Here is a 22296-nt window from a genome sequence, read left to right on the forward strand (position 1 = left end):
AAGCGATCAGGAATATACCGCAAGCTTTTGAAATGTGGAAGTATTTTAAAAGCTCAAGTCACTTCTTCAACACCACCAGCACATCTTCGAGCTCGGAGATCATCTGGCGGATCAGTTGCTTGTATTGGGTGGTGTCGTCTTTGGCCTCATCACCGGACATGCGCTGACGCGCGCCGCTGATGGTGAACCCCTGGTCGTAGAGCAACGCGCGGATCTGTCGGATCATCAGCACGTCCTGGCGCTGATAATACCGACGGTTCCCGGTGCGTTTGACGGGGTTGAGTTGAGGAAACTCCTGCTCCCAATAGCGCAGCACGTGCGGTTTGACCGCACACAGCTCGCTGACTTCACCAATGGTGAAGTAGCGTTTGCCTGGGATGACGGGTAGCTCGTCGTTATGACTTGGTTCCAGCATAAGCCTCAACTCGGGCCTTTAACTTCTGCCCTGGACGAAAGGTGACCACACGGCGAGCCGTGATCGGGATTTCTTCTCCCGTTTTTGGATTGCGGCCAGGACGCTGGCGTTTGTCCCGCAGGTCAAAATTGCCGAAACCGGACAATTTGACCTGTTCGTTGTCTTCCAGAGCGTGCCTGATTTCTTCAAAAAACAGCTCGACCAATTCCTTGGCCTCGCGCTTGTTCAGACCCAGCTCTTCGTACAGACGTTCCGCCATCTCAGCTTTCGTCAAAGCCCCCATACGTCACTTCCTTAACGTGGCGTTTAACCTTTGTTCAAGCGAGGTGAGGATATTTTGTGTCGTGGTATTCACCTCATCGTCGTTAAGAGTGCGCGATGGATGCTGCCAGGTCAAGCCGACGGCGAGGCTTTTTCTATGCGGATCAATGCCTTTACCCTGATAGACGTCAAATAGCCTGAGGTCTGTCAGCCATTCCCCTGCATTTTCACGGATTACGTCCAGAACTGCAGTGGCGGCAACCTCACGATCGGCAATCAGGGCCAGGTCGCGGCGCACTTCAGGAAAGCGCGATAACTCGCTGAATTTCGGCATTTTGCCCGAAGCGACTTCCGCCAGAACCAGTTCAAAAACGAACACCGCACGGTCCAGCCCCAGGTTTTTCGACAACTCGGGGTGAATCGCGCCAACAAAGCCTACCAGGCGACCGTCGCGCTCAATGCGCGCTGTCTGGCCCGGATGCAGCGCAGGATGACTGCCCGGCACAAACGTGAAGGCGTCCAATGCACCGGCAAAGCCCAGTACCGCTTCCACGTCAGCCTTGACGTCGAAGAAGTCCACGGGATCGCGGCCCTGTGCCCAGCCTTCCGGCAAACGGCTGCCACAGACCACGCCAGCCAGCATCGGCTCTTGCTTCAGGTCGCCCAACTGACCGACAAAACGCAGGCCGCTTTCGAACATGCGCACGCGGTCTTGCTGGCGATTGAGGTTGTGGGAAAGCGCTTTGACCAAGCCTGGCCACAGCGATGAACGCATGGCCGCCATGTCATTGGAGATCGGGTTAGCCAGCAACAGCGGCTCGACGCCTGGGTTGAACAGCTCGAACTGCCTGGGATCGATGAAACTGTAGGTCACCGCTTCCTGATAACCACGGGCTACCAGCAGACGACGCAGCTCAGGCAGGTGCGCGCGCGCTTCGGCCTTGGGTTGCGGTGCCAGGCGAGCCTGTGGGTAACGAACCGGCAGGCGGTTGTAGCCGTACAGGCGAGCCAGCTCTTCGATCAAGTCGACTTCGAGACTGATATCGAAGCGATGGCTTGGCACATCAACGTGCCACTGCCCTTCCCCGCTGGCCGAAATGCCCAGCCCCAGGGCCGACAGCAATTGCTCGATTTCAGCAGGCGCGATCACCAGGCCAAGCATTTGCTCGACACTTTTGGCACGCAGGGTAACAGGCGCAACGGACGGCAGGTGCTGCTCGCTGACCACTTCGGTGATCGGGCCGGCTTCGCCGCCGGTGATTTCCAGCAGCAGGCCAGTGGCGCGCTCCATGGCTTCACGGGCCAGTTGCCAGTCCACGCCGCGCTCGTAACGGTGCGAGGCGTCGGTGTGCAGGCCGTAGGAGCGGGCCTTGCCGGCGATGGCGATCTGATCGAAAAACGCGCTTTCGAGGAACACATCGCGAGTGGTTGCGGATACGCCGCTGTGCTCGCCCCCCATCACACCGGCAATGGCCAGCGCTCGGGAATGGTCGGCGATCACCAGAGTATCGGCACGCAGGCTGACTTCCTGGCCATCGAGCAGCACCAGCTTCTCGCCTTCTTCGGCCATACGCACGCGGATGCCGCCGTTGATTTCGGCAAGATCGAAAGCGTGCAGCGGTTGGCCCAGCTCCAGCATCACGTAGTTGGTGATGTCGACTGCGGCGTCAATGCTGCGCACGTCGGCGCGACGCAGGCGCTCGACCATCCACAGCGGGGTTGGCCTGGCCAGGTCGACGTTACGGATAACGCGGCCCAGGTAACGCGGGCAGGCATTGGGGGCCAGCACTTCGACCGGGCGCACTTCGTCGTGCACTGCTGGCACGGCGGTGACTACCGGGCGGGTAACCGGTGCGTTGTACAGCGCGCCCACTTCACGGGCCAGGCCCGCCAGGGACAGGCAGTCGCCACGGTTCGGGGTCAGGTCGACCTCAATGCTGGCGTCTTCCAATTCGAGATAAACGCGGACGTCCTGACCCACGGGCGCATCCGCCGGCAGTTCCATCAGGCCGTCATTGCCCTCACCGATTTGCAGCTCGGCCTGGGAGCACAGCATGCCGTTGGATTCGACACCGCGCAGCTTGGCCTTCTTGATCTTGAAGTCGCCCGGCAGCTCGGCACCGATCATGGCAAACGGGATCTTCAGGCCCGGACGCACGTTGGGCGCTCCGCACACGACCTGAAAGGTCTCGGCGCCATTGCTGACCTGGCACACACGCAATTTGTCGGCATCCGGGTGCTGCTCGGTGCTCAGCACCTCGCCCACCACCACGCCGCTGAAAACACCGGCGGCCGGCGTCACGCTATCGACCTCAAGACCGGCCATCGACAGACGAGCAACCAGCTCGTCGCGATCTACCTGCGGGCTTACCCAGCCACGCAGCCATTGTTCACTGAATTTCATCCTGCTCTCCTAAAGATTCGTTACGACTAGCGAAATTGCGCGAGGAACCGCAAGTCGTTGTCGAAGAACAGACGCAAGTCGTTCACGCCGTAACGCAGCATGGCCAGACGCTCAACGCCCATGCCGAAGGCAAAGCCCGAGAACTCTTCCGGGTCGATCCCGGACATGCGCAGCACATTGGGGTGCACCATGCCGCAGCCCATCACTTCCAGCCAACCGGTCTGCTTGCAGACACGGCAGCCTTTGCCGCTGCACATCACACATTCCATGTCGACTTCAGCAGACGGCTCGGTGAACGGAAAGAACGATGGACGGAAACGCACGGCCAGTTCCTTCTCGAAGAACACCCGCAGGAATTCTTCAATGGTGCCCTTGAGGTCGGCGAAGTTGATATCGCGGTCAACCAGCAGGCCTTCGACCTGGTGGAACATCGGCGAGTGGGTGATATCCGAGTCGCTACGGTACACACGGCCAGGGCAGACGATGCGGATCGGCGGCTTGTTCGCTTCCATGGTGCGCACCTGTACCGGCGAGGTATGGGTGCGCAACAGCATGTTGGCATTGAAGTAGAAGGTGTCGTGCATCGACCGGGCCGGGTGATGGCCTGGGATGTTGAGCGCCTCGAAGTTGTGATAGTCGTCTTCGACCTCAGGGCCTTCGGCGATGCCGTAGCCGATGTGGGTGAAGAACTGTTCGATACGCTCCAGAGTCCGGGTGATCGGGTGCAGACCGCCCGACGCCTGGCCACGGCCAGGCAAGGTCACGTCAATGGACTCGGCCGCGAGCCTGGCCGCTAGATCGGCCTCCTCGAGCGACGCCTTGCGCGCATTGAGAACCTCGGTGACGCGCTCCTTGGCAACGTTGATCAGCGCACCGACTTGCGGACGCTCCTCTGCCGGCAAATTCCCCAGGGTCTTCATCACCTGAGTCAATTCACCCTTTTTGCCAAGGTAGTGAACCCGGATTTGCTCCAGGGCATTGATATCTTCAGCGCTATGCACAGCCTCAAGAGCTTGGGCAACGAGCGCGTCCAGGTTTTCCATGTACAGACTCCAGATACAAAATAGGGGAAGAGCTTGAAGGCTCTTCCCCTATTTATGACGTTTACCACCCTGGATTGCAGGAGCAACCCAGAGTGACTGTCGGGGGTACTTAAGCCAAGGTGGCTTTAGCTTTCTCGACAATCGCAGCAAACACCGCTTTTTCGTTCACGGCCAGTTCAGCCAGAACCTTACGGTCGATTTCGATGGACGCTTTTTTCAGGCCAGCGATGAAACGGCTGTAGGACAGACCGTTAACACGAGCACCAGCATTGATACGAGCGATCCACAGAGCGCGGAACTGACGTTTTTTCTGACGACGGTCGCGGTAGGCGTATTGGCCTGCCTTGATTACCGCTTGCTTGGCAACACGGAATACGCGTGAACGCGCGCCGTAGTAGCCTTTAGCAAGTTTCAGAATTTTTTTGTGACGCTTACGGGCCATGACGCCACGCTTAACACGAGCCATGAGTTACTTCCTCTATTCTTGATCCAAAATTAACGAAGGCGCAGCATGCGCTCGACTTTTGCCACGTCAGACGGATGCAGCAAGCTGCTACCGCGCAGTTGACGCTTACGCTTGGTCGACATTTTGGTCAGAATGTGGCTCTTGAAAGCGTGCTTGTGCTTGATACCGTTAGCAGTTTTCAGAAACCGCTTAGCAGCACCACTTTTAGTCTTCATCTTTGGCATGTTCGGATACTCCGCATTCAGTTGATAAACATAATCAGAAGGCCTGCCGTGCCCTGTTGATTACTTCTTCTTTTTCGGGGCGATGACCATGATCAGCTGGCGTCCTTCCATCTTAGGATGCTGTTCGACCGAACCGTACTCGAGCAGGTCAGCTTCAACCCGCTTGAGGAGTTCCATCCCCAGCTCCTGGTGGGCCATCTCACGGCCGCGGAATCGCAAGGATACCTTGGCCCTGTCCCCATCACTCAGGAAACGTACCAGGTTGCGCAGTTTTACCTGGTAATCCCCTTCCTCCGTCCCTGGACGAAACTTGATTTCTTTTACTTGAATCTGCTTCTGGTTCTTCTTCGCCGCGGCAACCTGCTTCTTCTTCTCGAAGATCGACTTGCCGTAGTCCATCACCCGGCATACGGGTGGGATTGCATCGGCGGAGATTTCCACCAGGTCCAATTTGGACTCTTCTGCAATACGAAGCGCTTCATCAATCGAGACGATGCCAATCTGCTCGCCGTCAGCGCCAATTAACCGAACCTCGCGTGCCGAGATATTCTCGTTGATCGGGGCTTTCGGTGCAGCTCGTTTATCTTGTCTCATTTCACGCTTAATAATAATTACTCCGAATCTGGGCGACCACGCCGGGAAACCGCTTGCGCGAGGAACTCAGCGAACTGGGCGACGGGCATCGAGCCCAGGTCAGCACCTTCGCGAGTACGCACAGCGACAGTCTGCATCTCGACTTCCCTATCTCCAATAACCAAAAGATAGGGAACCTTGAGCAAGGTATGCTCGCGGATTTTAAAGCCGATCTTTTCATTTCTCAAGTCGGACTTGGCACGAAATCCGCTTTCGTTGAGAGTTTTTTCAACCTCAGCGGCAAAATCTGCCTGTTTATCAGTGATATTCATGATCACTGCCTGGGTCGGAGCCAGCCACGCGGGGAACGCACCCTCGTAGTGCTCGATCAGGATACCGACGAACCGCTCGAACGAGCCGAGGATCGCCCGGTGCAGCATAACCGGGTGTTTACGGCTGTTGTCTTCGGAGACGTATTCGGCTCCCAGACGGATCGGCAGGTTAAAATCGAGCTGCAGGGTACCACACTGCCAGACGCGACCAAGGCAATCTTTCAGCGAGAACTCGATCTTCGGACCGTAAAACGCGCCCTCCCCTGGCTGCAGGTCGTACGCAAGGCCCGCACTGTCGAGCGCTGCGGCGAGTGCAGATTCAGCGCGATCCCACAGCTCATCGGAGCCAACGCGTTTTTCCGGACGAGTGGACAGCTTCATTTCGACTTCGGTAAAGCCAAAATCGCGATACACGTCCATGGTCAGCTTGATAAAGGCGGCGGATTCGGCCTGCATCTGCTCTTCGGTGCAGAAGATATGCGCGTCGTCCTGGGTAAAGCCCCGAACACGCATGATGCCGTGCAGCGCACCCGATGGCTCGTTACGGTGACAGGCACCGAACTCGGCCAGGCGCAACGGCAACTCGCGGTAGCTCTTCAGGCCCTGATTGAACACCTGCACGTGGCAAGGGCAGTTCATCGGCTTGATGGCGTAGTCGCGGTTCTCAGACTGCGTGGTGAACATGTTGTCGCCGTAGTTGGCCCAGTGCCCGGATTTTTCCCACAGACTGCGATCAACGACCTGCGGCGTCTTGATCTCCAGATAACCGTTGTCGCGCTGAACCTTGCGCATGTACTGCTCGAGCACCTGGTACAGGGTCCAGCCGTTCGGGTGCCAGAACACCATGCCCGGCGCTTCTTCCTGCAGGTGGAACAGGTTCAGGCGCTTGCCGATCTTGCGGTGATCGCGCTTCTCGGCTTCCTCGATGCGCTGGATGTAGGCGGCCAGCTGCTTCTTGTCAGCCCAGGCCGTGCCGTAGATCCGCTGCAATTGCTCATTTTTCGCGTCGCCGCGCCAGTAGGCACCGGACAGCTTGGTCAACTTGAACGACTTGAGAAAGCGCGTGTTCGGCACATGCGGGCCACGGCACATGTCGACATATTCTTCGTGGTAATACAGGCCCATGGCCTGCTCGTCCGGCATGTCTTCCACCAGACGCAGCTTGTAGTCTTCGCCGCGGGCGGTGAACACATCGATCACTTCAGCGCGCGGCGTGACCTTCTTGATCACGTCGTAGTCCTTCTCGATCAGCGCATGCATGCGCTGCTCGATGGCCGCCAGGTCATCCGGCGTAAAAGGACGCTCGTAGGCGATATCGTAATAGAAGCCTTCATCGATGACCGGCCCGATCACCATCTTCGCGGTTGGATACAGTTGCTTGACCGCATGGCCAATCAAATGCGCGCAGGAGTGGCGAATGATCTCCAGCCCCTCCTGGTCCTTGGGCGTGATGATCTGCAGGCTCGCGTCGCCAGTGATCAGGTCACTGGCGTCCACGAGCTTGCCGTCGACCTTGCCGGCCACGGTGGCCTTGGCCAGGCCCGCGCCGATGGATGCGGCGACTTCGGCTACGGAAACCGAATGATCGAATGAACGTTGACTGCCGTCGGGTAGAGTAATAGTTGGCATGGCGCCTCCTCTCCTAGTGGTGACCCCTACCAAAGGTCACGTGGGTTGGGATGAGCCAGTACAAGATCCAATACCAGGCCGTTCAGTGATGAACGCCTGCCTTACAGCGGCAGGAGCCTTTCGGCCAACCGATAATCGAACCAGAGTGACTGGATTGAGCTGAAAAGAAACATGGCAAGGTGAGCAATAGCGCACCCGAAAATAGCCAGGCGGACGATGCTAGCACAGATGAACGGTCATCGCGCCGACGACGTGTCTGTTGAGGCAATTTCCAGCCTTTATGGCCGCAAAAGTGAACTTGGACTGTACGACAGGCCTCAAACCCACCGAGAATCGCCGTTCGTCCTCGACCCAAAGGAGCATCCCATGATGCGTTTTACTTCGACCCTCGCTATCGCTGCCACCCTGAGCCTGCTGTCTCTCGGCGCTCAGGCTGCCGCCCCTTCCAACTGGCCAGCCGGTGCCCGCGAAGCCTTCGTCCAAGACTGCAGCGCCGCCGCCAGCCAGAACGTGGACGCCAAGACCGCCAAAGCTCACTGCGATTGCGGCGCCGACAAGATCAACGCCGAGTTGAGCACTGCCGAAATCAAAGAACTCATGACCAATCAGAACGCCAGCCCGGAGCTTAAAAACAAAGCCGTGGCCGCTATTTCGTCCTGCAAAGTCGTGAAGAAAAAGTAACACCGAGACGCCTTCAGACGCCTCTTTTGCTGGAAAAACAGCCTGAAAACTGCCTTTTCTCACAAATTACGCAGCTTTTACTGCTTTTTTTACCAGTTGATATTTCTGACGCAAGCCCCGTAGATCGGGGCTTTCAGCCGATCATTGCGCTAAACGCAACGCTATTGATTAGCAAACAATGCCTTGGGGGGCTCCCAAGCCGAACATTTCGACTATGATAGCCCGGTGTGCCCAGTTGGCCTGAGCAGCACAGCACTACTGAAAATATAAGTTTCTTGGAGATACACCATGTCTAATCGCCAAACCGGCACCGTTAAATGGTTCAACGATGAAAAAGGCTTCGGCTTCATCACTCCTCAAGGTGGCGGTGACGACCTGTTCGTACACTTCAAAGCTATCGAAAGCGACGGTTTCAAAAGCCTGAAAGAAGGCCAAACCGTTTCCTTCGTGGCTGAGAAAGGCCAAAAGGGTATGCAAGCTGCACAGGTTCGCGGCGAGTAATTCTCCGCTGAGCTAAAAAAACCCCGTCCATGTGACGGGGTTTTTTATGGGCGCTGCAAAAGCCTGGTGAAACTCAGCCGCAATTGACGCGCGTGATGACCAGATTGTCATCGGTATTCAGGTTCAAGCGGTCGGAGCGGTATTCCAGCGTGATCATATCGCTGGGCTTGAGGATCCGTGCGTTCTGCGCACCGGCGCGGGTGCGGGCCTGATCCAGCAACTGCGGCGAGGCTTTCTGGCCAACTGCAAATTCAGCAGCCTTCGACTCACAGCGGCTATGAGCTGAATCGGCCACGGCGGCGTCTTTACCTGGCTCAGAGGCACCCGGGGTGCTGCAACCCGCCAGTGCGAGTGCCGCCAACAAAGAACCGAATGATGCGAGCTTCCAAGGCATGAAGCCTCCTATGAAAAAAGTGGACAGAGATTGTGCGACAGTCGTCAGACCGATTGGTTTCAAGACGTAAAACGTGCGTAGGCAAGTCTGCCTGACTCAGCATCGGCATTCGCCCGGTCAATCGTCACCAGATATGAATGTGCTCAGTAGATGTCGATGTAGTCAAACGCCGGCACCGGCCAGTTCTGTTTCAACGCGTTGAAAATCTGCATGACCCAGACCTCGTCACTGGCGGCCACGTTACCGACATAACCAGAGCCTTTGGCCCAGGTTTCGAGGCGAAACAGCAGCCCGTCGATCTCCACACCGCCTACAGCCTTGCCGGAGGAGATGTACGCGATGCCCTCCCTGGTCACGCGCAATTGCGTATGTTCGTCGTCGCTGGCACTGGCGAGCAGCTGGCGCACGGCCGCCGGCGTCAGGTTATCCGGACTGTTCAGGTCAATCTGCACGCGGTGCTCCCCGGTCATTTAAAAAGGGAGGACAGTGTCGCACAGCCTTACCTGTTGCCAAACGCTTCATGCCTAAGTCGCAGTGCCAAATGCTGCGCAAAATGGTTAACTGCGCCCGTAAGAGCCGCGCTCCAGCGCACTGCCGCCGTTTTTCCGACCCGTGAGCCCCGACCATGAGCACCGTTATTCTCCAAGCCGATATCAAAGCCAAGTGGCCTCAAGGACAAAGCTCCTACAGCCCAGGAAGCCCGGAAGAATTGGCGATCATTGGTATCGACCTACTGGTCAAGGAACTGGGCACACAAGCCGCGCAAGCGTTCATCAGCCAGGTATTCGAGAAATACCCGGCCGATCATACAGGGGCGCATGACCCCGAGCGCGAATGAGACCCGGCCGACGAGCGCCGACCGGAAAACCCGTTATTTCAGACGCGACAGACGCTCAGTCAGCAAGTCGAAAAAGCCCTGGGCGTCGCCGTTTTCAACCCAGAATGCATTTTTCGGTTGTTTCAGGCCGTCATACCAATCGACGATGGTCTGGCCGAAGGTCGGACCATCGCGGCTGTCCACGACCACATTGACCTCACGGCCACTGAACAGCGAAGGCTTGAGCAGGTAGGCAACGACAGTGGCGTCATGCACCGGACCACCCGGAATACCGTAGTGCTCCATATCGCCCTTGACGTATTCGTTGAGAATGTCGCCCACGATTTTGCTGGCGTTGTTGTTAATGTCGGCGATCTTTTTCAGGCGGGCTTCACTGGTCAGCACCTTGTGGGTCACGTCCAGGGGCAGGTAGGTCAGCTTGACGCCACTTTTGAGCACGATCTCTGCAGCCAGAGGGTCGGCAAACAGGTTGAATTCAGCCACCGGCGTGATGTTGCCACCGTTGAAGTGCGCGCCGCCCATCACCACCACTTCCTTGATGCCCTGGGTGATTTCCGGGTCCTGGGTCAATGCCAGCGCCAGGTTGGTCTGCGGACCGAGCATGGCGATCGTGATGCTGTGCGGCTTGGCAGCACGCAGGGTCTTGATCAGGTAATCCACGGCATTGCCTTCAGCAAGGCCTTTTTGCGGCTCATGCACGGTGACGCCGGAGATGCCTTCCTTGCCATGGATGTTCTCGGCATAGATCGGCGTGCGCAGCAGCGGCCGGGGCGCACCGGCGTACACCGGGATATCCTCGCGCCCTGCCCACTCACGCGCCAGGCGCGCGTTGCGGGAGGTCTTGTCCAGACGCACGTTGCCGGTCACGGTGGTCAGCGCACGAATGCTCAACTCATCCGGCGACGCCATGGCGAACAGCAGGGCCACGACATCGTCGGCACCCGGGTCGGTGTCGATGATCAGGTCAATTTTTTCCGCCGCCTGGGCGCTTGCAGCAGTGAGCGCGGACAAAAGCAGAACACTCCGGAACAGGTTTTTCAGGGTCGGGAGACTACGTTGCATAAAACACTCCTTGTCGTTGGGAAACTCTAGAAGGTGACGCCGGACACCAGCGCGATATTGCAATAAGGCTGGCACTCACCCGTGCGCACCACCGCGCGCGCCGAGCGGCTCAGTTGCTTGAACTGAGCGTGGCTGAGCAGGCGTCGCTCACCCAGTGCGGCCTGCTCGGTCAGGCTGTCGAGGTCGGCCAGCGCAGTCGGCTGCTTGAGCAGGATTTCTTCCGCCAGCACATGGCTTTCCACCTGCATCTCGCTCAGCACGATGCGCAGGGTGCTGATGAAATCGGGGATACCCTGGGTCAGCGCGAGGTCGATCAACTCGACGCCCGGCGGCACCGGCAAACCCGCGTCACCGATGACCAGAATGTCACCGTGGCCAAGGGAGGCGATCACACGGGAAAGGGCAATATTGAGCAAAGGGGTCTTTTTCATGAGGGCACAAAACCTTGAACGTCGTTTAGCGTGGGAATGGAAGGTTGCGCACCGTCACGCGTGACCGACAAAGCCGCAGCGACCTGACCAAAGCGAATGGCGTCTGCTTCGCTTGTGCCATTGACCAGCGCCGCAGCAAAACCACCGACAAAGGTGTCGCCGGCAGCGGTGGTGTCGACCGCCTTGACCTTCGGCGCCGCCAAGTGCTCGAAGCGCTCGCCATCGGCGAACAATGCCCCCTCGGCGCCCAGGGTAATGATGACCTTGCCTGCACCGGCCTTGATCAGTTGCGTCGCTGCCAGCCTGGCGCTGTCGAGGGAATCAACGATCACACCGCTCAGTGCGCTGGCTTCACTTTCGTTGGGGATCAGGTAGTCGATCGAAGCGTACCACTCGGTCGGCAGCGGGCCGCTGGCCGGCGCCGGGTTGAGAATCACTGTCTTGCCCAGCTCGCGGCCACGTTTGAGCGTATAGCCCACCGTGTCCATCGGCACTTCAAGCTGGCAGACAATCACTTCGCCAGCCTGCAATACGGCATCCACTGCGAGCATCGCTGCAGGCGTCAATTCACCGTTGCTGCCGGCGACAATGACGATCGCGTTCTGGCTGCCGTCATCCACCACGATCAACGCCACCCCGCTGGAGCCGTCCACCGTGCTGACGGCCTGGCAGTCGATACCCTCGACCAGCAGCGCATCGCGTAATTGATCACCATAGGCGTCAGTGCCCACGCAGCCAATCATGGCCACCTCCGCCCCAAGGCGCGCGGACGCGACGGCCTGGTTGGCGCCCTTGCCGCCCGGCACGGTCGAGAATGACTGACCGATCAGCGTTTCGCCGGCACGCGGCAAGCGACTGGCGCGGGTGACCAGGTCCATGTTCAAACTGCCTACTACCACTACTTTTGCTGGCATACATCAGTACTCATCAATTCGGTTCAGCGGTATTGCGCAAACGCACCAGCGACGGGCGCCGTCGACTCACGCAACACAATGCTCGGCGTCACGATACGTTGATCGATCGGCAGTTGGGGGGTAGCAATTCGTCGCAGTAACAGTTCGGCCGCCGTTTCGCCCAGTTGCACGATCGATTGCCCGACCGTGGTCAATGCCGGATAGACGTAGCGGCCCATTTGTATGTCATCAAAACCGATCACCGAAAGCTCGGCCGGCACGCGAATATTACGCTCCGCGGCTGCACGCAACACGCCGAAACCAATCATGTCGTTGCTGGCGAAAATCGCGCTGGGCGGGTTCTCGGACAACAACTTCACGGCGGCGGCGTAACCGCCGGTGCTGGTGAAATCGCTTTCCTCTGTGCGACCGGGCGCAACGTCCACCCCTGCCTCGGCGAGCGCACGGTGATAGCCCGCCAGGCGCATTCGCGCGACGCGGGTGTGACTGGGCCCGCCGATGCAGGCGATGTCGCGATGCCCCAGTTCAAGCAGGTGCCGAGTCGCGAGGTAAGCGCCCTCTTCGTGGTCAATGCGCACCAGATCGACATCTATGCCGTCCAGCGCGCGGTCGACAATGACCATGGGGGTGCGCACCGCGCTCAGGCCGGCCGCCAGGCCGCTGTCGTCGCCGCCTACCGAGGTGACGATCAAGCCGTCGATGCGCTTTTCCAGCAGCACCCGCAGGTAACTGCGTTGCTTGGCAGCGTTGTCATCGGAGTTGCACAGAATCACGCAATAACCGTTACGTTCGCAGTAATCCTCGATACCGCGGGCCAGCTCGGCGAAGTACGGGTTGAGGCTGTTGGGCACCAGCAGACCGATGGTGGCGGTGGTCTTGGCCTTGAGCGAGCGCGCGACGGCGCTCGGTACGTAGTCGAGCTGCTTGATCGCCGCCTCGACCTTGATGCGCACAGGCTCGCTGACCGGGCGTGTCTTGTTCACCACATGAGACACCGTGGTGTAGGAAATACCCGCAAGCGCTGCCACATCCTTGATCGTTGCCATGGTTCAGCCTCGCCGACTGGCGCGCTGGCTGCGGTAAGTGTCGAGGACCACGGCAATCACGATCACGGCACCGGTAATGATGCGTTTGGTGGGTTCCGTGGCACCGATCTGCGCCAGGCCTGCGGCCAGCACCGAAATAATCAACACGCCAAAAAACGTACTGATCACCGAACCGCGCCCGCCCATCAGGCTGGTGCCGCCGATCACTACCGCCGCGATCACTTGCAGCTCCAGGCCGGAACCAGCGTTCGGGTCGGCCGCTTCCAGGCGCGATATCTGGAACAACGCCGCCACACCGGCAAGCAGGCCCATCAGGCTGAACACCAGGATTTTATAGGGCTTGGGATTGATACCAGCCAGGCGCACGGCTTCTTCGTTGGTGCCGATGCCGATCAGGTAGCGACCAAAGACCGTGCGGGTCAGCACCAACTGGGCGACGATGATCACCAGCAAGGCAATGATGAACGACGGCGAAATACCGAAGGCGATCGGGTTGGACAGCCAGGCAAACGAGTCACCGATATAGGCCGTACGCGAACCGGTCATCTGGTACGCCACACCGCGCGCCATTTCCAGCACGCCGAGCGACACAATAAAGGACGGAATGCGCCAGGCCACGGTGATCGAGCCGGTGATAGTGCCGGCCAATGCGGCACAGCCCATGCCCAGCACGGCGGCCGGCAACACGCTCCAGCCCCAGCTCAGAATGGCCACGCTAACTGCCGACGCGGCCAATGCCAGCACCGATCCCACCGACAGGTCGATGCCGCCGATGATCAGGATGAAGGTCATACCCACCGCCAGCACCATCAGGTCCGGGATCTGGTTGGCCAGGGTGCTGAAGGTGTCGTAGGACAGGAAGTGATCGCTGAGTACCGAAAACAGCGCGATCATCGCCAGCAAGGCGCCCGCAAGCCCGAGGTAAGTGCCCAGGCCGTAGAAATTGCCGCCAGTCTTGCCGGGGAAGTTGTAGTTTTCATGGGGTATCCCTAAGCACTGCGTCGTTGAGCAGCGCATCACGTTTCTGATAGCCGGCAAACGCGGCGGCGAGCAATTCGTCCTGGGTCCAGCTGTCGCGCTCGAAGGTCTCGATCAGGCGCCCGGCAGACAGTACGCCGATGCGGTCGCAGATCAGCATCAGCTCGCGCAGGTCACTGGACACCACCACCAGCGCTTTGCCCTGACGGGTCAATTCGCCGAGCAAGGCATAAATATCGAACTTGGCACCGACATCGATACCGCGGGTGGGCTCATCGAACAGCATCACCTGGCAGTCGCGCTCCAGCCAGCGGCCGATCACGACTTTCTGCTGGTTGCCGCCGGACAGTTCCGAGACCAATTGTGCCGGGCTGGAACTGCGAATGCGCATGGCGTCGATCTGGCGCTTGGCCAGGGCCGTTTCATCGCGGCTGTTGACCACCCCGCCGCCGGAAATCTCCGGCATGTTGCCAAGGGCGATATTCGCGCTGATCGACTGGGTCAGCAGCAGGCCCTCGCCTTTGCGGTCTTCGGTGATCAGGGCGATACCGTGCCCCACTGCGTCGACCGGCGAGCGAATGCTCACCACCTTTGCCGGCGAACCCAGGGCGACGGTGCCGCTGTCGGCCAGGTCGGCACCGAAGATAAGGCGCAGCAGTTCAGTGCGGCCGGCGCCGATCAAGCCGGAAATGCCATAGATCTCGCCGGCGCGTACCTCAAAGGACACATCGCGAACCTTGTCCGACCGTGTCAGGCCTTTGACCGTCAAGGCCGGGCCGCCGATGTTGCGCGGGCCCAGGTCAATCTGTTCGCCCAGCTCACGGCCGACCATCAAGGTGACCAGTTGCTCGCTGTTGTAATTGGCCATCGGTTCGGCACACACCAGCTTGCCATCACGCAATACCGCAATGCGCTGGGCGACGCGGGCCAGTTCTTCGAGCCGGTGTGAAATATAAATGATCGCCACGCCCCGGGCCTGCAGACGGGTGATCTGTTCAAACAGCATCTCGACTTCACGGGCCGTGAGCATCGCTGTGGGTTCGTCGAGAATCAGTACGTGGCAGTCGCCGATCAGGTTGCGGGCTATCTCGACCATCTGCTGATGGCCAATGCCCAGACTGCCGACCAGCGTGTCCGGGTCGATCGCGTCCAGGCCAACCTGCGCCATCGCTTCGATCGCTGCTTTACGCAGTTGCTTGCGGTTGATCCAGCCACCATGGCTGGGCAGGTTATGCAGGAACAGGTTCTCGGCCACGGTCAGGGTCGGCAGCAGGTTGAGCTCCTGCATGACCATGCGCACACCCAGGGCTTCAGCCTCGGTGCGGCTGCCCGGCTGGTAATCCTGGCCGTTGAACTGCATGTGCCCGGTGGTGGGCGTGACCAGCCCGCCGATAATCTTCGACAAGGTGCTTTTGCCTGCGCCGTTCTCGCCGGTAAGCGCCAGCACTTCCCCGCGATTGAGCGTCAGCGTGATGTCGGACAGCACCGGTTGGGCATAGGTCTTGCCGATACCGCTGACCGAAAGGACAGCCGCCTGGGCGGAAGGTGACATAGGAAAATCTCCAGGCGCCCGCTCAGGACGAGCGGGCGCTGTTGGGTGCTGCCAGGATTACTTCTTGAGGACGAGTTCGACCGGGGTTTCGATCACGCCGTCCTTGGCATCGACTGTTTCACCCTTGACCAGCTTGAGCGCGTTCTGCAGACCGAAAACGGCTTGCTGGGCAGCGGCCTGGTCAGCCGTTGCGAGAACGCGGCCGTCCTGCAACATCGGCTTGATGGCTTCGATATTGTCATAGCCCACCACCAGCACCTTGCCGGCCTTGCCTGCTGCACGAACTGCGGACACAGCACCGAGGGCCATGTTGTCGTTACCGGCCAGCAGCGCCTTGAGGTCCGGGTATTCGCTCAACATGGCCGATGCCACTTTCTGGCCCTGGTCGATTTCCCAGTTGCCCGATTGTGTGGAAACGATCTTCATGCCGGCAGCGTCCATCGCGTCCTTGAAGCCTGCGGTGCGCTGCTGGGCGTTGGTGGTGGTCGGGACGCCTTCGATAATGCCGACCTTGTCACCCGAAGCCAGTTGCTTGGCCAGGTAATCACCCACCAGCTTGGCGCCTTTGCGGTTGTCAGGGCCTACGAATGGAATGTTCAGGTTTTTGCTTTTCAGTACGTCCGGGTCGAGACGGTTGTCGATGTTGACGATCTTGATGCCGGCATCGGAGGCTTTCTTCAGCACGGTGACCAGCGCCTTGGAGTCGGCGGGGGCGATAACGATGGCGTTGACCTTGGCCAGGATCATCTGGTTGACGATATCGATCTGGGCGCTGGTATCGGTTTCGTTCTTGATACCGTTGGTGATCATGTCAAAGTCGGCGGCATGATCTTTCTGGTAGGCCTTGGCACCATCCTGCATGGTCACGAAAAATTCGTTGGCGAGAGACTTCATCACCAGGCCGACCTTGGGTTTGGCGGCGGCGTCATCGGCGAATGCAGAGGAGAGAGGCAGAGCAGCGGATGCGGCAGCAAGCACAGCGACAGCGAGAAGACGTGCAGCGAATGGCAGCTTCATGGGTTCACTCCGATCTTATGATTATTGTAAGCAACGCTTGCACCGAAATATCTCGCAAACGTTTGCGTTAATCGAACTATGAGAACCTTGTCGAGATTTGTCAACGCCGGAAAAGTGCCTTTCATTCAATCCTCCAACACGCGACGTTACGGTTCGTATGCTCTGCTGTTTAAACCTCGCCTGCGCCAGCTCGTTCTTTAAAACGACAGGCTGCTGCCTGCCCGTCGCTCATCACCTGACAGCAGGTGGCGGTTATTGTCGGACAACCGAACGCGCTATCGCCCAATTGTTCGGAAAGCCGGACAGACGCGCTGTTTTACAATCCAAAAAATCATAAATAGTTGTTTTAAATCAAAATCTTAATTTATATCGCCTGCCAGAATCAGGCTGGTACAAATCCTGCTCCTCCCCTGCACCTCGACGCGTTCAGATACGCCCGAGGGTTCTAGATGAACCTGCAACAGCACTCATCAAAAACCAGAGAGAAAAATAATGAAATCTGCATTGAAAACTTTTGTACCGGGCGCTTTGGCCCTCCTGCTGCTGTTTCCCGTTGCCGCCCAGGCAAAGGAAGTCGAGACCAACACCAAACTCTCCAACGTAGTGATTCTCGCCACTGGCGGCACAATTGCTGGCGCCGGCGCCAGTGCGGCCAACAGTGCCACCTACCAGGCGGCCAAAGTCGGCATCGAACAACTGATCGCCGGCGTTCCTGAGCTTAGTCAGATTGCCAATGTTCGCGGCGAACAAGTGATGCAAATTGCGTCTGAAAGCATCAACAACGACAACCTGTTGCAACTGGGCCGACGCCTCGCGGAGCTGGTCGACAGCAAGGATGTCGACGGCATCGTGATCACCCATGGCACCGACACCCTGGAAGAGACCGCCTACTTCCTCAACCTGGTGGAAAAAACCGACAAGCCTATCGTGGTGGTCGGCTCGATGCGTCCAGGCACCGCCATGTCAGCCGATGGCATGCTCAATCTGTACAACGCCGTTGCCGTGGCAAGCAGCAAAGAGGCACGCGGCAAAGGTGTGCTGGTGACCATGAACGACGAAATTCAGTCGGGTCGCGATGTCAGCAAGATGATCAACATCAAGACTGAAGCGTTCAAGAGCCCATGGGGCCCGTTGGGCATGGTGGTTGAAGGCAAATCCTACTGGTTCCGCCTGCCTGCCAAGCGCCACACCATGGATTCGGAATTCGATATCAAGACCATCAAGAGCTTGCCGGATGTGGAAATTGCCTACGGCTACGGCAACGTGAGCGATACCGCCTACAAGGCCCTGGCCCAGGCTGGCGCCAAAGCCATCATCCACGCCGGTACTGGCAATGGCTCGGTGTCGTCCAAAGTGGTTCCCGCGCTGGTGGAACTGCGCAAGCAGGGTGTTCAGATCATCCGCTCCTCCCACGTCAACGCCGGCGGCATGGTGCTGCGCAACGCCGAACAGCCTGACGACAAATACGACTGGGTTGCCGCCCTGGACCTGAACCCGCAGAAAGCGCGGATTCTGGCGATGGTGGCGCTGACCCGCACCCAGGACAGCAAGGAACTGCAACGGATATTCTGGGAATACTGATTCCTGACGCCGTCCTGTAGGAGCGAGCTTGCTCGCTCCTACACCAACCAACCCAAATTACCGTCAGACGGACCTCTCGGATTTTAAGCAGTTGCGAAATTGCCTACAGTTAAATACTGTATGTGCGTACAGCTTATTAAGGAATACTCCGTGGCAAAGTCCTCTCCCGCCGTTGCAACAGCGCCTGACGCCTATCAGCAACTAGCCGTTCGCGTGCAAAAAATCATCAATTCGACCAATGCGCAAAAAGCCAAGGCAGCCTTGATCTTCCGCCTGCCGGAAGAACCTGAGGATGAATGGGCACGTTTGCTGGAGGAAATCGCGGAAAACGACAACGTCACCCTCGCCTATCGGGACGATGGCGGTGTGCAGATTTTCTGGGTTGTGCCGAAGGAAGATTGATTCAATGAGTGTCCGTTTTATTGCTGTGTGCTGCCTGTTATTCGCCATCACCGCCCACGCCCAGGCACCCCGAACGTTCAGTGAAGCCAAGAAAGTCGCATGGAAACTCTACGCCCCGCAATCCACCGAGTTTTATTGCGGCTGCAAATACACCGGCAACCGTGTCGACCTGAAAGCCTGCGGTTATATCCCGCGCAAAAATGCCAGTCGCGCCGCGCGTATCGAGTGGGAACACATCGTCCCTGCCTGGCAGATCGGGCATCAGCGCCAGTGCTGGCAAAACGGAGGGCGCAAGAATTGCACGCGCCATGACGCTGTGTTCAAGCGCGCCGAGGCGGACCTGCACAACCTGGTGCCGAGTATCGGTGAAGTGAATGGTGATCGTAATAACTTCAGTTTTGGCTGGCTGCCAGTACAAAACGGGCAATACGGCTCATGCCTGACCCAGGTCGACTTCAAGGCGAAGAAGGTCATGCCACGACCGTCGATTCGCGGCATGATTGCTCGAACCTATTTTTATATGAGTAAACAATACGGGTTGCGCCTGTCGAAACAGGACCGGCAGCTGTATGAAGCCTGGAACAAGACCTATCCGGTACAAACCTGGGAGCGCCAGCGTAACCAGACCGTTGCCTGTGTAATGGGGCGCGGCAATGAGTTTGTCGGCCCGGTCAACCTGAAAGCCTGCGGCTGAAAGTGGGCGGGGACCCGCCCAATTGGCGTTACTGCGCCGCCTTGTGCTCGATGATTTCCGACACGGTATCGGTCTTCTTGGCGCGGGCCATTTTTTCCGCGAGCAATGCCTGCTTGGCTTCAGCTTCAGCCTTGCTGGCGAACGGCCCGAGCAGTACCTCGTCCTTGCCGTCCACCTTGACGATATAAAAACTGAAACCATGCTCCAGCAACCAGGCCGTCAGGTCGGTGATCGCCTGTAACTTGTGGTCTGGCGGGCCTACGCGCAGGTCCCATTCCTGGGCGGCAATCGCACCGCTCTGCGGCTGGCTCTGGCTCGCGGCAGCCCTGGCCTTGGGCGCCTCGACAGGCTTACCCTCACCGCAACCGGCCAATGCCACCACCGCCATTGCCATCGCTACTTTACGCACTGCCCTGCTCCTTTAAGGAAAAGAGGCAACTTTATCATCCACTGTCTATTCTGGCCTTCATAAACCTTGGCTTAAACAATGCGAATGATGTATCGCAGACCTGTATGATGCCGCCATGGGAATTAATGTCGCCTCTATGCGTCCTAAAAGAGGCAGTCACAGGGAAGCGCTTAGCAGTAAGCTACACACATCCGACACCTGCCCTGTCTGAAACATGTGTCCTTAAAAGTAATCAAGGAGAAGTCCATGCTGATACTCACCCGCAAAGTTGGTGAAAGCATAAACATCGGTGATGACATTACGATCACCATTCTGGGCGTCAGCGGCCAGCAAGTAAGAATCGGCATCAATGCTCCGAAAGACGTTGCCGTGCATCGCGAAGAGATCTATCAGCGCATCCAGGCCGGCCTTACCGCTCCGGATAAAAACCAGACGCCTTGAAGCGCACTCAGTAGCCAGCCTTTTCGTTCACTGTCACGGCTGGCGAAGACCCATTCGATTCAATCGCGCCTTTTTTCATGCTCCGGCCCCCGTCTTCGCCGAAGATGAAACTGTTCCGATGCCCGGAACTTGTTGCGCGATCCCAAGCCCAATTCCTGATACTACTCACTACCGCCCAAGCAAACTCGGGAGCCTGTCGATGAGGTATTCCTCAACGAAACGCTTTGCCCTCCATTCCTGGATGATTGTCCTGCTGATCGGACTGGTCTTCGTGGGTGTGGAATTTGGCTTGAGGTTCGAAGTAGCTGGCGCGGATGCCCCTTCGTGGCTGGATCTGGCATTGCTGCTTGGAGCTTATCTATTCGTGTTTTGCCTCAAACCGCTTCAGAAGACAGTGCAACGCAAGTTGTGTCAGCACGCCATTCAACGTGCGCGGCAAAAATCCGCAGGTTGAAGGCCTATCTGATCGCCGGTATTTACAGCCATGCAGCAGCGCCTATGCTTGGGCTTGCACGGTCAGTAAAGGGTGCTGAAACAGATGGAAACGCTCAACAAATCCCAAATCGAAGCCGCACTGGCAGCCCGTCTGCCCAGCTACAGGATCACCTGCACGCTGCACGCGGATGGCACACTTTCAGCCATGCTCAGCAGTCCCGAAACCGACCACTTCGCGATTACCGGCATCGTCCGCTCTCACTATAATGGCGAGCAAGCCATTGCCCGCCTTGCCAATGAAATACTCAGAGAAATGGTGCTTTCGCGTCAGGGCATGAAAAACAGCCGGCTGCACACGCCACCCGATCATTCCGACAACGTGAAAGGCCGAGACCGATAACCGGCTCGACCTTTTCGTATCAGCTCGCCAGGCTCCGCAGGTACAGCAAACCCTTACTGTCACGTTGAACATGAATGTGCTCGTAGCCATCGATGCACGCGTGCGCCGTCACCATCGGCGTGAGGTGGGTCGAGGTCACGACCATCACATCCGCTCCCGCTGCCTCCCCGGCTCGAATTCCGACCGTAGCGTCCTCGAAAACCAAACAATCCTGGACGGGTACGCCAAGTCGTTGCGCTCCCAATACGTAGCAAGCAGGGTCCGGTTTACCTCGGGCGACGTCCTCCGCCGTCACCAGCACAGCCGGCGGGGCAATGCCCGCGACTCGCAGGCGCCGCAACGCCAACGCTCTGGGCGCGGACGTTACCAGCGCCCATTGATCACCCGGCAGGCCATTGAGGAACTCAACTGCGCCAGGTATCGCCACAACGCCTTCGACATCATCAAGTTCAGCCTGGGTTATCCATTGTGCCTCCACGTCGGGATCCACACCGGGCAGTGCCTGGCGCGTGATCGTATCGATCGCGCGCGCGCCATGGATCGTCTTGAGGAACGCCGCCACATCCAGACCGTGGCGTTCGGCCCAGGTACTCCATACCCGCTCTGCGGCGGCGATGGAGTTAAGCAAGGTCCCATCCATATCGAACAGAAAGGCGCGGTACGGTCGTGCAGGTAAAGCTGAACCTTGGATGGACACTGCGTGGCTTCCTCTTGAGCTGTAGGCGTAAACGGCCCGATGCAATCTACGGCTCAGCCTGACGCTTGTAAACGTCATCGGCACTGCGGCCTTTCATTACGAACTTGTCATCGTCCTGTTGGCCGTCTGTTCGGATCGCCTGGTTACTCTGAACTCACTGCCAGGCCCGGCAGCCGACTTCTGAGAGAGGAACCAACATGAAACGATTTGTCGCAGGTCTTGCCGCTTTGCTCGTCACCGCTTCGGTATTCGCTGCCGAGCCCGCCTCAGATACAAGGGTAATCCACGATAAAACCGGCTTCTTCGTGCATCTGGATATCGCCAGGCAACTGTCGAGCAGCGACACTTATGGCCAGTGCGGCATCGTGCCTGCGCAATTGCGCTACCTCGATAACCAGAACCGCGAACACGTGCTCGACTACAAGGTGCAAGCCATCGGTTGCCCCAGTGAGAATTGATCACGCTAAACTGGCGCC

At 58.4% G+C, this 22296-nt stretch carries 29 protein-coding genes; 10 read left to right on the forward strand and 19 right to left on the reverse strand.

The features are described 5' to 3' along the window. Positions 1-58: 58 nt before the first annotated feature. The 8 genes from VRB54_RS15305 to thrS form a co-directional block, all read right to left on the reverse strand. Positions 59-415, reverse strand: coding sequence for a MerR family transcriptional regulator (locus VRB54_RS15305; RefSeq protein ID WP_003174972.1), 357 nt, complete (start codon positions 413-415; stop codon positions 59-61). Further along, positions 396-698 carry an integration host factor subunit alpha gene (ihfA, locus tag VRB54_RS15310; protein ID WP_002553164.1) on the reverse strand — a complete coding sequence of 101 codons (303 nt, stop codon included), beginning with the start codon at positions 696-698 and terminating at the stop codon, positions 396-398. The genes VRB54_RS15305 and ihfA overlap by 20 nt, the downstream gene beginning before the upstream one ends. 3 nt (positions 699-701) lie before the next feature. Next, entirely contained in the window at positions 702-3080 is a 2379-nt protein-coding gene (pheT, locus tag VRB54_RS15315; RefSeq protein ID WP_338477866.1) for a phenylalanine--tRNA ligase subunit beta, read from the reverse strand. Positions 3081-3106: 26 nt separating this feature from the next. After that, the gene (pheS, locus tag VRB54_RS15320; RefSeq protein ID WP_209983088.1) at positions 3107-4123 is read right to left on the reverse strand and encodes a phenylalanine--tRNA ligase subunit alpha; all 1017 of its coding nucleotides are present in this window, start codon (positions 4121-4123) and stop codon (positions 3107-3109) included. A gap of 109 nt (positions 4124-4232) precedes the next feature. Then, positions 4233-4589: a 50S ribosomal protein L20 gene (gene rplT, locus VRB54_RS15325; protein ID WP_003234252.1), complete on the reverse strand. Its 357-nt coding sequence runs from the start codon at positions 4587-4589 to the stop codon at positions 4233-4235. Between the two features lie 29 nt (positions 4590-4618). After that, positions 4619-4813 (reverse strand): 50S ribosomal protein L35, encoded by a 195-nt coding sequence (rpmI, locus tag VRB54_RS15330; RefSeq protein WP_002553160.1) that lies wholly within the window; start codon positions 4811-4813, stop codon positions 4619-4621. Between the two features lie 60 nt (positions 4814-4873). Then, the gene (gene infC, locus VRB54_RS15335; RefSeq protein WP_015884933.1) at positions 4874-5425 is read right to left on the reverse strand and encodes a translation initiation factor IF-3; all 552 of its coding nucleotides are present in this window, start codon (positions 5423-5425) and stop codon (positions 4874-4876) included. Further along, a complete protein-coding gene (thrS, locus tag VRB54_RS15340; protein ID WP_338477867.1) occupies positions 5425-7347 on the reverse strand; it encodes a threonine--tRNA ligase in 1923 nt (640 codons plus the stop codon). The genes infC and thrS overlap by 1 nt, the downstream gene beginning before the upstream one ends. A 366-nt stretch (positions 7348-7713) precedes the next feature. On the opposite strand from thrS, the gene VRB54_RS15345 reads away from it, so the two are divergent. Beyond that, positions 7714-8028, forward strand: a complete 315-nt coding sequence (locus tag VRB54_RS15345) for a hypothetical protein (protein ID WP_082638466.1) — start codon at positions 7714-7716, stop codon at positions 8026-8028. A 288-nt stretch (positions 8029-8316) separates the two neighbouring features. Continuing rightward, positions 8317-8529: a cold-shock protein gene (locus VRB54_RS15350; protein ID WP_003234260.1), complete on the forward strand. Its 213-nt coding sequence runs from the start codon at positions 8317-8319 to the stop codon at positions 8527-8529. Positions 8530-8602: 73 nt separating this feature from the next. Here VRB54_RS15350 and VRB54_RS15355 read toward each other — a convergent pair whose 3' ends face one another. Together VRB54_RS15355 and VRB54_RS15360 are read right to left on the reverse strand one after the other, a co-directional pair. After that, positions 8603-8923: an I78 family peptidase inhibitor gene (locus VRB54_RS15355; RefSeq protein WP_338477868.1), complete on the reverse strand. Its 321-nt coding sequence runs from the start codon at positions 8921-8923 to the stop codon at positions 8603-8605. Positions 8924-9066: 143 nt separating this feature from the next. Beyond that, complete coding sequence (locus VRB54_RS15360) at positions 9067-9375, reverse strand: hypothetical protein (RefSeq protein WP_338477869.1); 309 nt, start codon at positions 9373-9375, stop codon at positions 9067-9069. 173 nt (positions 9376-9548) lie between these two features. Between VRB54_RS15360 and VRB54_RS15365 the strand changes: the two genes are divergently transcribed. Continuing rightward, positions 9549-9761 carry a hypothetical protein gene (locus VRB54_RS15365; protein ID WP_209983098.1) on the forward strand — a complete coding sequence of 71 codons (213 nt, stop codon included), beginning with the start codon at positions 9549-9551 and terminating at the stop codon, positions 9759-9761. Positions 9762-9794: 33 nt separating this feature from the next. Here the strand turns inward: VRB54_RS15365 and VRB54_RS15370 are convergent, their stop codons facing one another. The 7 genes from VRB54_RS15370 to VRB54_RS15400 are packed head-to-tail and all read right to left on the reverse strand — an operon-like array spanning position 9795 to position 16761. Then, positions 9795-10823 (reverse strand): nucleoside hydrolase, encoded by a 1029-nt coding sequence (locus VRB54_RS15370; protein ID WP_338477870.1) that lies wholly within the window; start codon positions 10821-10823, stop codon positions 9795-9797. Positions 10824-10849: 26 nt separating this feature from the next. Further along, positions 10850-11254, reverse strand: a complete 405-nt coding sequence (rbsD, locus tag VRB54_RS15375; RefSeq protein WP_338477871.1) for a D-ribose pyranase — start codon at positions 11252-11254, stop codon at positions 10850-10852. Beyond that, on the reverse strand, positions 11251-12168 hold the full coding sequence (gene rbsK, locus VRB54_RS15380; protein WP_338477872.1) for a ribokinase: 918 nt from the start codon (positions 12166-12168) through the stop codon (positions 11251-11253). Before rbsK ends, rbsD begins: the two co-directional genes overlap by 4 nt. 23 nt (positions 12169-12191) lie before the next feature. After that, positions 12192-13214: a LacI family DNA-binding transcriptional regulator gene (locus VRB54_RS15385; RefSeq protein ID WP_338477873.1), complete on the reverse strand. Its 1023-nt coding sequence runs from the start codon at positions 13212-13214 to the stop codon at positions 12192-12194. Positions 13215-13217: 3 nt separating this feature from the next. Beyond that, positions 13218-14231 (reverse strand): ABC transporter permease, encoded by a 1014-nt coding sequence (locus tag VRB54_RS15390; protein ID WP_338477874.1) that lies wholly within the window; start codon positions 14229-14231, stop codon positions 13218-13220. Further along, positions 14191-15744 carry a sugar ABC transporter ATP-binding protein gene (locus tag VRB54_RS15395; protein WP_338477875.1) on the reverse strand — a complete coding sequence of 518 codons (1554 nt, stop codon included), beginning with the start codon at positions 15742-15744 and terminating at the stop codon, positions 14191-14193. Before VRB54_RS15395 ends, VRB54_RS15390 begins: the two co-directional genes overlap by 41 nt. 57 nt (positions 15745-15801) lie before the next feature. Further along, a complete protein-coding gene (locus VRB54_RS15400; RefSeq protein ID WP_338477876.1) occupies positions 15802-16761 on the reverse strand; it encodes a sugar ABC transporter substrate-binding protein in 960 nt (319 codons plus the stop codon). Between the two features lie 492 nt (positions 16762-17253). Here VRB54_RS15400 and VRB54_RS15405 point away from each other — a divergent pair, with 492 nt between their 5' ends. The 3 genes from VRB54_RS15405 to VRB54_RS15415 all read left to right on the forward strand — a co-directional run bounded on the left by VRB54_RS15405 (position 17254) and on the right by VRB54_RS15415 (position 19438). Beyond that, a complete protein-coding gene (locus VRB54_RS15405) occupies positions 17254-18342 on the forward strand; it encodes an asparaginase (RefSeq protein WP_338477877.1) in 1089 nt (362 codons plus the stop codon). A gap of 150 nt (positions 18343-18492) precedes the next feature. After that, positions 18493-18744 (forward strand): DUF1654 domain-containing protein, encoded by a 252-nt coding sequence (locus VRB54_RS15410; RefSeq protein ID WP_338477878.1) that lies wholly within the window; start codon positions 18493-18495, stop codon positions 18742-18744. Positions 18745-18748: 4 nt separating this feature from the next. Beyond that, positions 18749-19438, forward strand: a complete 690-nt coding sequence (locus VRB54_RS15415; RefSeq protein ID WP_338477879.1) for an endonuclease I family protein — start codon at positions 18749-18751, stop codon at positions 19436-19438. A 28-nt stretch (positions 19439-19466) separates the two neighbouring features. Here the strand turns inward: VRB54_RS15415 and VRB54_RS15420 are convergent, their stop codons facing one another. After that, the gene (locus VRB54_RS15420) at positions 19467-19847 is read right to left on the reverse strand and encodes an SPOR domain-containing protein (protein ID WP_338477880.1); all 381 of its coding nucleotides are present in this window, start codon (positions 19845-19847) and stop codon (positions 19467-19469) included. Between the two features lie 246 nt (positions 19848-20093). On the opposite strand from VRB54_RS15420, the gene csrA reads away from it, so the two are divergent. The 3 genes from csrA to VRB54_RS15435 all read left to right on the forward strand — a co-directional run bounded on the left by csrA (position 20094) and on the right by VRB54_RS15435 (position 21123). Next, entirely contained in the window at positions 20094-20288 is a 195-nt protein-coding gene (gene csrA / locus VRB54_RS15425) for a carbon storage regulator CsrA (protein WP_003192511.1), read from the forward strand. Between the two features lie 199 nt (positions 20289-20487). Continuing rightward, positions 20488-20742, forward strand: coding sequence for a hypothetical protein (locus VRB54_RS15430; RefSeq protein WP_209983121.1), 255 nt, complete (start codon positions 20488-20490; stop codon positions 20740-20742). Between the two features lie 84 nt (positions 20743-20826). After that, complete coding sequence (locus VRB54_RS15435; protein WP_338477881.1) at positions 20827-21123, forward strand: hypothetical protein; 297 nt, start codon at positions 20827-20829, stop codon at positions 21121-21123. 19 nt (positions 21124-21142) lie between these two features. Here the strand turns inward: VRB54_RS15435 and VRB54_RS15440 are convergent, their stop codons facing one another. Next, on the reverse strand, positions 21143-21820 hold the full coding sequence (locus VRB54_RS15440) for an HAD family hydrolase (RefSeq protein WP_338477883.1): 678 nt from the start codon (positions 21818-21820) through the stop codon (positions 21143-21145). 197 nt (positions 21821-22017) lie between these two features. On the opposite strand from VRB54_RS15440, the gene VRB54_RS15445 reads away from it, so the two are divergent. Continuing rightward, a complete protein-coding gene (locus tag VRB54_RS15445) occupies positions 22018-22278 on the forward strand; it encodes a DUF2790 domain-containing protein (RefSeq protein ID WP_338477884.1) in 261 nt (86 codons plus the stop codon). Positions 22279-22296 lie beyond the last annotated feature (18 nt).

The organism is Pseudomonas trivialis (genome assembly GCF_036864995.1).
Taxonomy (GTDB): domain Bacteria; phylum Pseudomonadota; class Gammaproteobacteria; order Pseudomonadales; family Pseudomonadaceae; genus Aquipseudomonas; species Aquipseudomonas trivialis.

Bases quoted from the DNA above. Each gene is read 5' to 3' on its own strand.
- VRB54_RS15305 (WP_003174972.1), bottom strand. From the start codon at position 415: ATGCTGGAACCAAGTCATAACGACGAGCTACCCGTCATCCCAGGCAAA.
- ihfA (WP_002553164.1), bottom strand. From the start codon at position 698: ATGGGGGCTTTGACGAAAGCTGAGATGGCGGAACGTCTGTACGAAGAG.
- pheT (WP_338477866.1), bottom strand. From the start codon at position 3,080: ATGAAATTCAGTGAACAATGGCTGCGTGGCTGGGTAAGCCCGCAGGTA.
- pheS (WP_209983088.1), bottom strand. From the start codon at position 4,123: ATGGAAAACCTGGACGCGCTCGTTGCCCAAGCTCTTGAGGCTGTGCAT.
- rplT (WP_003234252.1), bottom strand. From the start codon at position 4,589: ATGGCTCGTGTTAAGCGTGGCGTCATGGCCCGTAAGCGTCACAAAAAA.
- rpmI (WP_002553160.1), bottom strand. From the start codon at position 4,813: ATGCCAAAGATGAAGACTAAAAGTGGTGCTGCTAAGCGGTTTCTGAAA.
- thrS (WP_338477867.1), bottom strand. From the start codon at position 7,347: ATGCCAACTATTACTCTACCCGACGGCAGTCAACGTTCATTCGATCAT.
- VRB54_RS15345 (WP_082638466.1), top strand. From the start codon at position 7,714: ATGATGCGTTTTACTTCGACCCTCGCTATCGCTGCCACCCTGAGCCTG.
- VRB54_RS15350 (WP_003234260.1), top strand. From the start codon at position 8,317: ATGTCTAATCGCCAAACCGGCACCGTTAAATGGTTCAACGATGAAAAA.
- VRB54_RS15355 (WP_338477868.1), bottom strand. From the start codon at position 8,923: ATGCCTTGGAAGCTCGCATCATTCGGTTCTTTGTTGGCGGCACTCGCA.
- VRB54_RS15365 (WP_209983098.1), top strand. From the start codon at position 9,549: ATGAGCACCGTTATTCTCCAAGCCGATATCAAAGCCAAGTGGCCTCAA.
- VRB54_RS15370 (WP_338477870.1), bottom strand. From the start codon at position 10,823: ATGCAACGTAGTCTCCCGACCCTGAAAAACCTGTTCCGGAGTGTTCTG.
- rbsD (WP_338477871.1), bottom strand. From the start codon at position 11,254: ATGAAAAAGACCCCTTTGCTCAATATTGCCCTTTCCCGTGTGATCGCC.
- rbsK (WP_338477872.1), bottom strand. From the start codon at position 12,168: ATGCCAGCAAAAGTAGTGGTAGTAGGCAGTTTGAACATGGACCTGGTC.
- VRB54_RS15385 (WP_338477873.1), bottom strand. From the start codon at position 13,214: ATGGCAACGATCAAGGATGTGGCAGCGCTTGCGGGTATTTCCTACACC.
- VRB54_RS15390 (WP_338477874.1), bottom strand. From the start codon at position 14,231: ATGCGCTGCTCAACGACGCAGTGCTTAGGGATACCCCATGAAAACTAC.
- VRB54_RS15395 (WP_338477875.1), bottom strand. From the start codon at position 15,744: ATGTCACCTTCCGCCCAGGCGGCTGTCCTTTCGGTCAGCGGTATCGGC.
- VRB54_RS15400 (WP_338477876.1), bottom strand. From the start codon at position 16,761: ATGAAGCTGCCATTCGCTGCACGTCTTCTCGCTGTCGCTGTGCTTGCT.
- VRB54_RS15405 (WP_338477877.1), top strand. From the start codon at position 17,254: ATGAAATCTGCATTGAAAACTTTTGTACCGGGCGCTTTGGCCCTCCTG.
- VRB54_RS15415 (WP_338477879.1), top strand. From the start codon at position 18,749: ATGAGTGTCCGTTTTATTGCTGTGTGCTGCCTGTTATTCGCCATCACC.
- csrA (WP_003192511.1), top strand. From the start codon at position 20,094: ATGCTGATACTCACCCGCAAAGTTGGTGAAAGCATAAACATCGGTGAT.
- VRB54_RS15430 (WP_209983121.1), top strand. From the start codon at position 20,488: ATGAGGTATTCCTCAACGAAACGCTTTGCCCTCCATTCCTGGATGATT.
- VRB54_RS15435 (WP_338477881.1), top strand. From the start codon at position 20,827: ATGGAAACGCTCAACAAATCCCAAATCGAAGCCGCACTGGCAGCCCGT.
- VRB54_RS15445 (WP_338477884.1), top strand. From the start codon at position 22,018: ATGAAACGATTTGTCGCAGGTCTTGCCGCTTTGCTCGTCACCGCTTCG.